12 protein-coding genes are annotated in these 13,288 nt (G+C 66.0%); 3 read left to right on the forward strand and 9 right to left on the reverse strand.

From position 1 onward, the window contains the following. Window positions 1-137: 137 nt before the first annotated feature. Entirely contained in the window at window positions 138-593 is a 456-nt protein-coding gene (locus tag D5S18_RS17150; protein WP_120041976.1) for a DUF6301 family protein, read from the forward strand. Here the strand turns inward: D5S18_RS17150 and D5S18_RS17155 are convergent. Genes D5S18_RS17155 through D5S18_RS17170 form a run of 4 tightly spaced genes read right to left on the reverse strand, consistent with a single transcriptional unit; the run spans window position 587 to window position 5,961 of the window. Beyond that, a complete protein-coding gene (locus tag D5S18_RS17155; RefSeq protein ID WP_120041977.1) occupies window positions 587-1,483 on the reverse strand; it encodes a DUF6301 family protein in 897 nt (298 codons plus the stop codon). The genes D5S18_RS17150 and D5S18_RS17155 overlap by 7 nt on opposite strands. Beyond that, a complete protein-coding gene (locus D5S18_RS34895) occupies window positions 1,480-5,094 on the reverse strand; it encodes a WXG100-like domain-containing protein (RefSeq protein ID WP_158607891.1) in 3,615 nt (1,204 codons plus the stop codon). The genes D5S18_RS17155 and D5S18_RS34895 overlap by 4 nt, the downstream gene beginning before the upstream one ends. 21 nt (window positions 5,095-5,115) lie before the next feature. Then, entirely contained in the window at window positions 5,116-5,631 is a 516-nt protein-coding gene (locus tag D5S18_RS17165) for a YbaB/EbfC family nucleoid-associated protein (protein WP_120041978.1), read from the reverse strand. 15 nt (window positions 5,632-5,646) lie between these two features. Continuing rightward, a complete protein-coding gene (locus tag D5S18_RS17170; RefSeq protein WP_120041979.1) occupies window positions 5,647-5,961 on the reverse strand; it encodes a WXG100 family type VII secretion target in 315 nt (104 codons plus the stop codon). 343 nt (window positions 5,962-6,304) lie between these two features. Here D5S18_RS17170 and D5S18_RS17175 point away from each other — a divergent pair, with 343 nt between their 5' ends. Next, window positions 6,305-7,390, forward strand: coding sequence for an oxygenase MpaB family protein (locus tag D5S18_RS17175; RefSeq protein ID WP_120041980.1), 1,086 nt, complete (start codon window positions 6,305-6,307; stop codon window positions 7,388-7,390). Window positions 7,391-7,475: 85 nt separating this feature from the next. After that, entirely contained in the window at window positions 7,476-7,793 is a 318-nt protein-coding gene (locus D5S18_RS17180) for a putative quinol monooxygenase (RefSeq protein WP_147403979.1), read from the forward strand. Between the two features lie 6 nt (window positions 7,794-7,799). On the opposite strand, the gene D5S18_RS17185 is transcribed toward D5S18_RS17180, so the two are convergent. From D5S18_RS17185 to D5S18_RS17205, 5 genes are all read right to left on the reverse strand, one after another. Then, window positions 7,800-8,252, reverse strand: coding sequence for a MaoC family dehydratase (locus D5S18_RS17185; RefSeq protein ID WP_120042218.1), 453 nt, complete (start codon window positions 8,250-8,252; stop codon window positions 7,800-7,802). A 29-nt stretch (window positions 8,253-8,281) separates the two neighbouring features. After that, complete coding sequence (locus D5S18_RS17190) at window positions 8,282-9,427, reverse strand: thiolase family protein (RefSeq protein ID WP_120041982.1); 1,146 nt, start codon at window positions 9,425-9,427, stop codon at window positions 8,282-8,284. Window positions 9,428-9,460: 33 nt separating this feature from the next. Beyond that, a complete protein-coding gene (locus D5S18_RS17195; protein WP_203236774.1) occupies window positions 9,461-10,405 on the reverse strand; it encodes a cyclase family protein in 945 nt (314 codons plus the stop codon). 80 nt (window positions 10,406-10,485) lie between these two features. Next, window positions 10,486-12,087, reverse strand: a complete 1,602-nt coding sequence (locus D5S18_RS17200) for an amidase (protein ID WP_120041984.1) — start codon at window positions 12,085-12,087, stop codon at window positions 10,486-10,488. 10 nt (window positions 12,088-12,097) lie between these two features. Continuing rightward, the gene (locus D5S18_RS17205) at window positions 12,098-13,282 is read right to left on the reverse strand and encodes an acyl-CoA dehydrogenase family protein (protein ID WP_120041985.1); all 1,185 of its coding nucleotides are present in this window, start codon (window positions 13,280-13,282) and stop codon (window positions 12,098-12,100) included. Window positions 13,283-13,288 lie beyond the last annotated feature (6 nt).

The raw sequence follows: 13,288 nt of genomic DNA on the forward strand, positions 1-13,288 counted from the left end.
TCTTGCGCTACGCACCGGCGCGGCGCGTGAATTCCGTTGTGGCCAAGACCGGTTGACCCGACGGGCGGATCGGCGACGCCGAGGCGGTGCGCGAGTAGTACTGTGTGCCACGACACGTGCCACAGAATCGAGGTCTCATGGTTTACGCCGCGCGGCTCGATGTGGAGGCCACCCTCGCGGTGCTTCGCCTCGCCTTGGCCTTCGATTGGACGTGGGATGCCTCGGATGTGGCCCGATTCGCGGGCGCGGCCGGGTGGCAGCCGAGGGATCTCGGTGATGAGACAACCATCTTCATGACCACCGGGGCTTCGATCGACAGTCCCAGCGCCTGGTTCGATCTGGACAATGGTGTGATCCAGGAGATCACCGTGCAGGCCACAGATCGGGTCGATCCGACACAGCAGGAGTTTCTGAGCGACGCCTTCGCCACCTCGAGCGCGCGCGTCGCCGAGGTGCTCGGCGCGGCCACCAGGGTTTCGCCCGGACGCCGACCGGGATTGCAGTGGGAACGACCCGAAATCCACGTCGAACTCATGCAACTGGACCGCAGTGTCGCCTTGACACTGCTCAACCCGGCACATGAGACCTACTGATCCTCTTCTCGCACTTCACCAATGATCGGAACCAGTTCCGAGAGATCGATGAAGCCGGGGCCATCCACCCAGCCTTCGGCGTTGAGTTCGGCGGGCGCGCCGACGGCGAACGCATGGCGCAGGATCCGCTCTGTCGCCTGTGCCAGATCCAGATAGGAGTCGGAGGCTATGGGCACGGGCAACATCCGGTGCCAGTTGCCCGAATCGTCGATCTCGTCGAGTGGTCCGGCCCAGCCCGCGGATTCGATCAACTGCTGAACCGCACTGTCCAGTGGTGGGTCGAGATATCTATTCCCGACCACTTCCGAATCGAGCTGGTCGTCGTCTCGGGCGAATTGCACGAATCTTTTCGCGCGGTCGCGAATAATCAGCTTCGCGCCGGGCACCAAGTCCGCAAGGGTTCGCGAAAGCGCCTCGGTGAAAACACGCCACTGCGTGTCGGTCGCCAATGCCTCCGGTTCGCGGAGCGTGACCTTCACCATGACGTCCAGGGCGGCCAGTTCGACAACCACCCGATCCGTACGCCACCACGACTTCGGATTGTCGCCGAAGACGCGCTCCGCGGCGACGCCCAACCTGTCCTCGAAGCGGTGGGCCGCGTCGTGGAAGACCGTGAGCAGGCGGTCCCGAGCGGAAGCTTCGGGTATCTCGGCGAGTTGGAAGTTCACCTCGACCACGACGCCGTCGATGATGCGGAAGCGGGAATATGATTCCGGGATCTGCGAATTGGACCGCATCCACACCCCCGAGGCGGTTTCCCGCGGCTCGGTCCATCCGACCATCGCACCGAATCTGCCGATGTCCCCTGGCCGCCACGTCCACGGGAAGGTTCGCGCCGCACGAACTATGGCGACGGCGGCATCGATATCGGCCAGCACCCTATCGGTCACTGATCGACCTCCTCTCCGGTCCGCAGTTGGTCGAGTTCGGCAGCGTACTCATCCAGCTCCTCGGACCGTATCTGGTCCGGCGCGGGCGGCGGCGCGCCGGATGTCGGCGCTGTCACGGCAGCGGCCTGGCCCCGATCCATTGTGAACTCGGCGACGCGGACCCGTTTGAGTTCACCTCTGACCAACAGATATCGAATATTTTCCGCTTCGATGGCCTCGCGGAACAACCGGGCCTTCTCGGGGTCCGAGGCAGCCAACTTTTCGACCGCAGCCCGCAGGTCTTTGTCTTCTATCAGCAGGTCATCACGGTAAGGGAGGGTGCCCTGCTCCACCTTGAGTCCGTTGACCGTTCTGGTCCCAATCGACGATCCAACGCCTTTCGCCTCGATGATGACCACTTGATTGCCGCTGGGAGTCCGAACCAATGCGACGATGTCGAATGTGTCCGATTTACCTCGCCCGTCACTCGCACGCCCGGTCAACAAGATCCTGCTTTCCCCCGGATACTCGTGGGCGAGGTAATCCTGAGCGGCATTCATACCGATGTACTCGGAGTATAATTTCACCGCATCGATTGCCTTGGACTTGTCCCGCGCCGCCTGCTTGAATTCCTGCACCTTTTGAAGATCGGCGTCACCGGCCGCAACTGCGGAATTCAATTCACGGATAGTACCATCGATATTATCGGATTTGCGACCGTCCTTGGAGATGCCGAGACCATCCGCTTGGCGGTTGAATTCGGCTATCGCGGCGTCGCGCACTGGTATCGCGGCGGCTCGCTTGGCAACCAGATAGTCGTGCGCGAGTTCCGCATCATCCGAGAGCTTGTATTCCTCGAAAGGCGTATGGGAAGCCTTGACGTCGATATCTTTCTTCGAATACGGATCGTCGACGTAGTCCCCATGACTGTCGATTATGCGGCCAAGACCATTCCGCCTGGTGCCCTCCGGATCGCGCAGATAGTGGTTGCGACCGTTGCGATCGCGCCATTGCTCGACTTCACGGAAATCGACACCATTGTGATTTACGCCGAGATGGTCTGCCACCACCGAATCATGCTGCTGAAGCAGCGATCTTCGTTGGCTTCCCGCCGCATCGATCTCACGCAGCCCCAAATGGTCGATTAGGTCCCTGCGCTCGGTCATCAACCGCTTCAACTCGCGGTCGCGCGCGGGATCCGCTCTGGCCTCTTCGATCTCGGCATTCAGCACTCGCAATTCCGCATAGCGTCCGGCCAGATGTGCGGTGAGTCCATCGGGCCGATCATTGCTCGGATCTCGGGAGAGCGCGGGATCGCGCGCCAGATCTATTTCGGCGAGTTCGTGGGCGAGCGCTCTGGGCACGTCCTCGGTTCTGGCGCGCGGGGAGACCTCGATCTCGTAGCCTTCGCCGCGTTCGGTGAAGCGGGCCACCGCATCGGTCAGTGTCTGTTCGGCCACGCGGATCGAGATCGGGCGTCCATCCTTGGTCCGGAAAACGTTGCGGTCCTCGTCGAAGGTCATCTCCTTCGGCATGATCAGCGACCGGTTGTTCGCAGCTTGCCGGTCCAGTTCCCGCTGCGTGAGGCCGGCCTCCCCGGTGCGCGAATTGCCTGTGAATTCCCCGACATTCGAGGCGGTGCCGCGATGCGGCTGCCCGTCATTGCCCGCCGGGGTCGACTCGCTACGCGGCGCTGCGCCAGCACGCTGCTCAGGCTGGGTTCGCTGCTCCGGGGTCGGATGGGGGCGAGGCTCCTCCGGTGCATGTGGACTCTGGTCGACAGGACGACCGGAGTCGGACACCGCGGATCGGCGGGGCACGGCAGCAGTATCCCGCTGTCCCGCAGTGAGATTCGCGTCGCGGCTCGAAGCATCCGCCGCGCGGGCGGTAGGGCGGTCGGTGACGGTAGGGCGTTCGGATGCGCCCTCTCGGCCCGCCGGTTTGGCTATCCGATCCGCAGGCTGCTTGCCTGCTTCGGAGGCTCCGCTCGCGGACCTGTCGGCCCCGACCGGTCTCGCGGAGTCCGTGGATTTCGATTCGGTTGAGGCGGACTGCGGATCCGCCACGCGCGCAGCAGGATCCGAACGGGCGGGTGCGGTGTGCGCGTCGGGTACGGAACGCGGGCCGGCCCCCGCATCGGATCCGGTGCGCGCAGCCCCGGCTTCAGACGCACTCCGCCCAGCAGCCCCAGCATCAAGCGGCCTTTGTGCGGCAGCGGTGGAATCGGGTGCGGCATGTGCGGTGTCCGATGGGGTGTGCGCGGCAGCCCCACCATCGGGTGCCGTGCGCGCAGCCGCCCCACCCTCCGATGTGGTGTGCGCGGCGGCCGCGGAATCGGATGCGGCATGGGAGGAACCCTCGGCGTCAGGTGCGGCGTGTACGGCAGCCCTGGCGTCGGGTTCACCGTGCGCGGCCGGGGCCGGACCCGCGCCGTCATGTGTGGCCGGACCCGCTCCGGCGGTTGTCTCCGGCGCGCGTCCTGCGCCTTTCGCCTCGGGTCCGGCCGAAATCTCCGGCGGCGGACCGGAATGCGATCCGGGAGCGCGGGTCGAATCGGTCGGCGCGCTCGGATCGCCTGCGGGTGCGACCGCGTCTGGTTTGGGCGCTATGGATTTCGGGACGGTATCTACGGATCCGTCCGTGGACAGACCGGATTCGCGCAGCCGAGACAGCGCCATTCTCTCGAGGCCGCTCCCAAGCCCATGTAGAGCCCCGAATCCCCCACCGGCCAGGACCACTTGCGGGTCGAAGGTGGTGTCGATCTTGCTCGGGTCGAAATGGCCGTGCAACAACTGATTTCCGGCCTGCCAGGCCAGTCCCGAACCGTACATGCCGAGCCCGCCACCCACGCCGCCGAGCGTGCCGGCCAGCGTGCCGTTGAGTCGGGGACCGAGCCGCAGCCTGTTCCCCAGCGCACCCGCACCCATACTGATCGGCGCGCCGACGGCCGCGCCCGCAGCCCATTGGAACCCGGACTGGAGGCTTTGTGTCGGATCGAACCCGTCGCGGTGGCCGACCGTGATCTGATACGTCTGGATCGCCGCATCGATTCCGGCGCCTTTCACCCCTTCTCTGAAGCTCAGTACGGCGATCTTCTTCAGGTATGGGAGGAGCAGATTCTTCAGGCCCTGCCTGGCCGCCTGTTCACTCAGCGCCTTGAGGCCCTGTCCGGCCGCCACCTGTATGGTCTTGCGGCCCGCCGCGAGCGCGAACGGAATTCCCGCCTCACCGAAGGGCCACGCCGCGGCGAGATCGATGACCGTCCACGCCGTCCAGGCGGCGAAACCGGCAAGCAGAATCTTGCTGTGCTCGATCTGGGTCGCGCCGCCCCTGGTGTAGTCGCCGAGGTCGTGCAGCGCCTTGGCGCATTCCTCGATGGACGACTTGCCTGCGAAAAGGTTGCCGAATTCTTTGTGCGCCGTGGTGGCGCCCTCGCCGGTATAGAACTTCAGTGTGCGGTCGGTGATTTCGCGCAGCTCCGGTTCCAGCGCCAGCAACTCCTTGGCGGCCCGGTGCCAGGCATCGCCGAGGGTGAACATCGCGTCCTCGTCGCCTTCGGGATATTCCGCGCCGAAGTTGAGCGCGGAAAGGATCCAACCCGGAATCCACTCCCACGACGAAGTGATCGACATCAGCGAACCGCCCCCGCGAACTCACCAGCCCGAGTTCGCGACATCGGATCCCCCCGAATCCCGGTCCAGCTGTTCGACATCGGTGAACTCCATCCCGGCAGCCCCATCGTCCACGACGACCGCGCGCGCACGGGCCGCAGGCGGGTCGAGCGATGGTTGCGGCGGGTCGGGAATCAGCTCGCGCAGGTCGGGCAAGCCGGGCACGAAATCCGAAAGCCCCGGCAGCCGTGCGTTTTTCTGGCGCACCTGAGCGACCATCGCCTTGGTTCGCGCGCGGACCGCGGCGGCGGCCTGCTGCTGCGCCTCGGTGAACGCCTGTGCGAGCTGGGCATGGGTGAGCTCGTCCGCATTGCGGCCCAGCACGGTTTGGATCACATCACCATTGGCATTGACCACCACCGTGACTCGTTTGCCCGCCACCGTGGCCGAGGCGGTGAGCTTCGCGTGCTCGCGCTGCATCCGAGCGATCTCGGCGATCCCGGTCTGGACCGAGGTCAGCAGCTCGGCCAGCTCCGCCTTCGCGGCCTCATTCGCCACCGCTCCCCCTCGCGATCAGGACTTGAACCGGCGCCTGTTGTCGTCTTCGGCGCCTTCCAGCTCGTCGGCGCCACCGCGCAGCCCACCCGCATAGTCGTGCAGCAGTTGAACTTTCGACCCGACCGCCGAGTCGAGGTTCTCGGCCCCCTTCTTGTACCCATTGCCCCCGGAGAACTGTTTTCCGAAATCGTCGCCACCCCACTTCCCCTCGTGGGCATGCCGCGCTCCCGCCAGCCGGTCGAGTACGGCCTTCACGTTGCGAGCCGAACCATCCAGATCATCGGCGACCTTGCGCAGCTCATGCGGGGTCACCTCCACCTTGTCCGCCATGTCCCACCTCGTTTTTCGACCCCACCGAAGCGCGCGACACAGCGGCTTCCTGTTGCTGGGAAGGTGGATCCAGCTTAGCCCCAAGGGATTACAAATATCACGGTATGGGCTCGTCCGCCGCGAACCCCACTGCCACAGTGGGATTTCGAACGTCGAGCCGCGATATCCGGGGCAGTTCTCGCCGACCGCAACCCACAGGGCGCCGGCTGTCGACGAGCGCCCTCGCGGAGCGAACCGGAAATAGCAACCGCACGGCTATCATGACAGGTGGGTCGCGGACAATTGAACGTTTCCGCAGGTCAAGCGTGTCGGTCTGGGCTGCGGATCGGCGAGAGGATGCGTCATGGTTGGTGTGGCGAGGATCTTCGGGCGGCCCGTGGCGCAGCAGTACGCGCCCGCTGCCGATGAAGGATTCTTCGGTCCCGGCTCGGCGACCTGGAAGGTTTGGTCGTATCCCACCTCGATGGCGGTCGGATTCGTGCGGGCGGTGACCATCGAGCAGTTGAACCCGCACCTGAACGCCGCCGTGGAGGCGACCGGTGATGTCCGGGAGCGGACCAGGACCCGCTACGAACGCACCATGCGGTACTTCGCCCTGATCGCGTTCGGTGATACCGCGAGCGCGGCCAAAGTGGCCGATGTGCTGGTGAAGGTGCATTCCAAGGTCATCGGCACCGATCCGGTCACCGGCGGGCGCTACGACGCGAACGATCCGGCCGCCCAGCTGTGGATCCACATGACCGCCTGGCATTCCATCCTGTACTGCTATGAGGTTTACGGCCCCGGCGGACTCTCCGACGCGGAGGAGCGCCGGTATTGGGCCGAGTGTGCGCGGGCCGCCGAATGCCAGACCATCGATCCGGTCGATGTGCCGCGTTCGCGGGCCGAGGTCGTCGACTACTTCGCGGCGTGGCGGCCGCGCCTGGCGGCGTCCGAGGCCGCCCAATCGATGACCGCCTATATTCTGCGGAGCGACTTCATCTTTCCGGCCGCACTGCCCTGGTGGACGAAACCTGTTCGCACGGTTGTCGGTCGATTGGTCGGTCGGGCGGTGATCGCCACCTATCCCCGTTATCAGCGCAAGATGTTCGGCCTGCGGCAGTCCGCCGCCGAACAGGTGCTGCTCCGTTTCGCGCTGCGCCGATTGTTCGCGTTTCTCGCGCGCGACCCGGTCCGTCATATCCGCGTCGCGAGATTCTTCATTCCCGACACCGTATCTGTCCTCGCCCCGGCCATACTCGGCATCGAGGCGCGCACTCCGGTCATGATGACCCCTCGCGAGGCGCAGGCGCGCTACGGCTTCGACCGCCCGGCGCTGGCCCATCCGGATCTGCGTCGAGAGCAGGAGCAACGGGTCTTCGAGCGCGGTCTCGCACCGAGCGAGGAAGGTCTGGTCGAGTCGGAGCGGTATATCGGTGGTCGCGAGTGACCGGGCGGGCGTCTAAATATGTTGCGCCACTTGGGTTTCAACACGAACCTTTGACAGGGTGGGGCGGACGGTGGATTATCGTGCGGTGGCGGAAGCGATCGGGGAAGCGTCGGACAGGGCGGTGATCGTCGGCGCGGTGTTCACGGCCGCGCCTGGCAAAGCGGAGATGATCGCCGAGGCCCTGCGGGGGGCGCGGGATCAGGTGCGCGAGCACGAGGTGGGCAATACTCACTACCATCTGGCCCGGTCGGGTGATCGGTTCATCGCCTATGAGCGGTATGTGAGCAGGTCCGCATTCGACGAGCATCGCCGATCTCCGGCGGTGGCATCTCTTTTCGCGTTCTTCGAACGGGAAGAGGTTCTTGCCGGGCCGCCGGAGATCGAGTTCTACACCGAGTTGTGAAGGCGATCAGGTGAGATAGCGGGCGATGCTCTCGGCGACGCAGGCCGGTTTGCTCGCGCCGTCGATCTCGATGGTGACGGTGCGCCGAGCCTGCGCGCCGCCGGGGATATCGGTGACCGAGTCGAGGCGCACGCGCGCGCGAATGCGACTGCCGACCGGCACCGGGTTGATGAACCGAACCTTGTCGAGGCCGTAGTTGATGGCCATGCGGGCCGCGCTGACCGTCATGACCTCGGCGACAAGTGGCACTGTCAGCGACAGGGTCAGCAAGCCGTGCGCGATGGTCCGGCCGTAGGGTCCGGCGGCCGCGCGTTCGCCGTCGACGTGGATCCACTGGTGATCCCCGGTGGCGGCGGCGAAGGTGTCGATGCGCGACTGATCGATGGTGAGCCATTGGCTCACACCGATTTCCGTGCCGACCGCGGCCCGCAGCTTGCCGAGATCGTCGAAGTCGACCACTGTGTCACCTTTCTGGTTCGGGCACACCACTATTCGACCAGTTCGAAGATCGTCGCGTTCGCCTGGCCACCACCCTCGCACATGGTCTGCAAGCCGTAGCGGATACCGCGATCGGTCATGTGATGCACGAGTGTCGTGGCGATGCGGGCGCCGGATCCGCCCAGTGGATGACCCAGCGCGATCGCACCGCCGAGCGGATTCAACGCCGATTCGGGGGCGTGGAATTCGGCCTGCCAGGCCAGCGGCACCGCGGCGAACGCCTCGTTCACCTCGAACGCGCCGATATCGTCGATGCGCAGATTGGCTTTCGCGAGTGCCTTGGCGGTGGCCGGGATCGGTCCGGTGAGCATGATGCCGGGTTCGCTGCCCGCGACAACGGCCGTGTGGATCCGCACGAGCGGCCGCCAGCCGTGCGCTTTCGCGATATCCGATGAGGTGATCAGCAGGGCCGCGGCGCCGTCGCTGATCTGCGAACTATTGCCCGCGCTGACGACGCCGCCTTCGAGGAACGGGGTGCGCAGTTTCGCCAGTGCCGCGAGCGTGCAGTCCGGACGCACGCCCTCGTCGGCGAGCACCACGCCATCCGGTGTCCGCACCTCGATGAGCTGCGCGTCGAACGCGCCCTCGGCCGCGGCCCGCGCGGCCCGCAGGTGCGAACGCTGCGCGTAGGCGTCGAGTTCGGCGCGGCTGAGCGACCATTGCTCGGCGATCTGTTCGGCGCCGATCCCCTGATTCGGCATACCCGCGCCGTATCGCTCGGTGTACAGCTCGCCGAGCGGGGATTGGGTTCCCGCCGCCGACCCCATCGGGATGCGCGACATCGATTCGACACCGCCCGCGACGACCACATCGTAGTGTCCGGCGATGACCCCGGCGGCGGCGAAATGTATTGCCTGCTGGGAGGAACCGCATTGCCGGTCGACGGTGGTGCCGGGCACGGACTCCGGCCAGCCCGCCGACAGCACCGAGGTGCGCGCGATATCGAAGGTCTGTTCCCCGACCTGGCTGACACAACCCCAGACCACATCGTCGACCACGATCGGATCCAGGTGGGCGGTCTCGGCCAGTGCCGAGAGCACCCGCGCCGACAGGTCCGCCGGATGGATGCCCGACAACGCGCCCGCCCGTCGGCCGACGGGGGATCGAACGGCCGCGACGACTACGGCATCTCGCATGTGAATCTCCTTGAATCCTATGGTTTTTCGAACTCACTCTTGCCGATACGGAAAGGCCCATGGCCGCAGCGGCGATCCGGTCGCGCCGCGCAGCCGCAAACAGGCCGCGAAGAAACCGAATTCGTACACTCGCGACTCGGCGAGCTCCTCCAGATCGAGCACCTCGATCAAGGGCGCGCCCGCCTCGGCGAGCAGGTAGGTGTGCACCGGTGTGTAGTTGTCCGGGTCGGCCGAGGGGCCCTGCTCGACGCACATGGTGTCGGAGCCGACGATCATCGCCCCGCTCTCCACCAGATGCACGGCGGCGGCACGCGTCAGGCCGGGCGGGTTCTCACCCCACTGCTCGGCATCCGGCCAGGCCCGCATCCGACCCGTGCGCACCAGCACGACATCGCCGAGCCGAATCTCGACGCCTTGGGCGGCAAGACATTCCTCGACATCCTCGGGGGTGATCCCGTATCGGTCCGGGAGCATGTCGACGCCGCGCAGCGCCGCGAAGTCGAGCAGGATCCCGCGCGCCACGATCGGCGGCATCTTGTCCGCGCCGGAGACGCGCCAGTGCCGCGAACCCAGATGCTCCTTCTCGGTGAAGTTGTTGTAGATGCTGCCGTGGTAGCCGTAGTGATTGAGCGTGTCGATGTGGGTGCCGGTGTGGGTGTACATCGTCATGGCGTCCCCGGAGTAGCTGATGTACTCCGTCATTTCCCGTGCGATACCCGGAAGCCCTTCCAGCACATTGCCGGACGGGGTGTGGGTCATCCAGATCTGATAGGGCGGATCACCGATCAGCTGCCACGACGGCATGCCGATGAAGTAGTCGACCGACAGATCGAACATTCGGCTCGCGTCGATATTGGCGATGACCTCCGCGCGGGATCGCGCGGTCATCAGGTTGAGCCTGCCGATCTGGTCATCGGGTCCGTAGGGGCTCGTGGCGACCTGGCGGCCCGCGCCGGAGGACGGGTTGTTGTCAGCCATGTGTGTACTCCTTTGTTCAACACTTGCTGCTCTGGTGTCGCTTTTGGGCGACGGTGTGACCATTGGCCACGGTGTGACGACTAGTCGTCGGGGACCATCAGATGGAACTCGGTCCCGCGCTGGTAGGCGTCGGCGACTCGCAACACGGTCGCCTCGTCGAATGGCCGTCCGACGAGTTGCATCGAGACGGGCATCCCCGCGTGGTCGAAGCCGACCGGAATGGCGCACGCGGGCAGTCCGGCCAGATTCCACTGCGAGTTGAACGAGGCGCTCGAATAGCGATCCATCATGGTGGGGTCGGTCTCGTCGAGCAGGCGCGCGCCGGTCGGCATCATCGGCATGGCCAGCACATCGCATTCGCGCATCACGGCGGCCACCTCCGCGCGGAACGCGGCGGCGATCCGCTGGGCCTGGATGTAGTCGGCGGCGGTGAAAAGTGCCGCGCGAGCGAGTAATCCGCGCAGATTGACCCCGTATTCGTCCCAGCGCGCGACCACAGTGTCGCGGTGATAGGCGAACGCCTCGCTCATGACGACGAGGGTGGCCGCGATCCGCGCCATATCGGCGTTGGGCAGTGCCACTTCCTTGACAACCGCACCCGCCGAGCGCAATTCGTCGACCGCGGCACGCACCGCGCGGGCGACCGGCTCGGCGACATTGCCGAGGTCGTAGAAGTAGCGCTCCGGCAGACCGATCCGCAGACCACGCACCGAACCATCGAGCGCGGCAAGATAATTCGGGACCGGCTGCACGCTCGACGCGGGATCGCTCGGATCGACGCCCGCCATGACCTGAAGCAGGAGCGCGCAATCGCGCGCGGATCGCGCGATCGGTCCCACCGTGTCGAGGGAGGCGGCCAGCGGCACCGCCCCCGTGATCGGCACCCGGCCGTAGCTCACTTTGAGCCCGGTGACGCCGTTCAGGGCCGCCGGATGCCGGATCGAACCCGTCGTATCGGTCGCGATGGCGCCCAAGGACATCCCGGAGGCCACCGCGATGGCCGCGCCGGAACTCGACCCGCCCGCGTAGTGCCGATCCGACCACGCATTGCGCGGCATCGGGAAACCCGAGGCCGGATCGTTCGGGCCGAGAGCGAATTCATTGGTCGTCGTCTTGCCGAGGACGATCGCGCCCGCCGCGCGCAACCGGGTCACCACCGTCGCGTCGCGGTCGCCGCGCCAATGCGGCGGTGGGACACGACTGTTGGCGCGGGTCGGTCCTTCGACGGTCGCGATGACATCCTTGATATTGAGCGGAATCCCGTGCAGCGGACCGCGATCCACGCCGCGGGCGAGTTCCCGATCGGCCTGATCTGCCGCCGCGATGGCGCTCTGCCGGAAGGTGCTCACATAGGCCCCGAACCGGTCGTTCAACTGATCGATGCGCGCGAAGGCGGCCGTCACCAACTCGCGCGCCGAACTGGTGCCCGCGCGCAGGGCCGCGGCGGCGGCCTCGATCGTCACACCGGTGACCGAGGCTGCGGGATCGGCCGACCCGACCGCCCGGAACACCTTCGGCTTCGAGGTGTCGCGAGCGAGGCCGTCGGTCGCGGTGCGGTGGATCTCGTCGGCCTGGTAGCGCAGCACCGGATAGTCGGCCACGATGGCGGCCAGTTCGGCCGGATCCATGCGTAGACCGAACACCTCCAGCAGCGCCCGCACCCGCTGTTCGTCGGAATTCATCGCGCATCCGTCATCGGTCGAGCAGGCCCTTGTAGCGGCCGCGCAGCATATCGCGGCTGACGATCATCTTCTGGGTTTCGGTGGTGCCCTCACCGATCCGGCGGATCCGCAGTTCGCGGTACCAGCGTTCCAGCGGCAGGTCCTTGGTCACGCCGTAGCCGCCGTGGATCTGGATGGCGCGGTCGACCACGCGGCCCGCCGCCTCGGTCGCGACGATCTTGGCGAGGGCCACCTCGCTGCGGAACGGTTGACCGCTGTCGGCGCGCTCGGCCGCGTCCAGGACGAAGAACGCCGCCGAGCGCAGATCGATCTCATTGTCGACGAGCATCCACTGAATGCCCTCGTGGTCGGCGAGTTTGGCGCCGAATACCGAACGGGTGCCCGCGTACTCGACGGCCATCCGATGGGCCGCCATCGCCACGCCGACACAGCCTGCGGCGTAGGGGATCCGATTCTTGGTCAATCGCTCGCTCGCCAGCGCGAATCCGCCGCCGACCTCGCCGAGCACATTCTCGGCGGGCACGCGCACATCCTCGAAACTCAACTCGGTCGGGTAGTGGCCGGACCGCAGTGTGTGGATTACGCGACGCACCGAGAATCCGGGGGTGTCCGCGTCGACGATGAAGCAGGTGATGCCGTCGCGACCGGAACCGGGTTCACCGGTGCGGGCGAATACCAACCCGAAATCGGCCGTATCGGCGCCGCTGATGAAGACCTTGCTGCCGTTGATGACCCAGTCGGTGCCGTGCTGCTTGGCCCTGGTCTGGATGGACCGCGCCGGATCGCTCCCGCCCGCGGGTTCGGTCAACCCGAAGAACGAACTCTTCTCCCCACGCAGGATCGGAAAGAGGTACTTCTCCTTCTGCGCGTCGGTCGCCTCGTACAACTGGGCCATATCCTGCTGACCGAACGCGGCGTAGCACGGGGAGTAGAGCCCGGCGCGGTGCTGGGCCATCTCCATCGCCAGCAGGGTGCGGGTCACCGTATCGGCGCCGACACCGCCCAATTCCTCCGGGACGTCCAGGTTGTAGAGCCCCATCTGCTTGGTTTTGGCGCGGAGTCGGGCCAGCACGGGCTCGCTCAACTCGCTCTCGTCGGGATCGAGTTCCAATTCCAACGGGAGGATCTCGGTGCGGACGAACCGCCGAACATTATCGATCAGATCTTTTTGCAGATCGGTCGGGACGAAACCCATTTGTGG

The organism is Nocardia panacis (assembly GCF_003598715.1).
Lineage (GTDB): Bacteria > Actinomycetota > Actinomycetes > Mycobacteriales > Mycobacteriaceae > Nocardia > Nocardia panacis.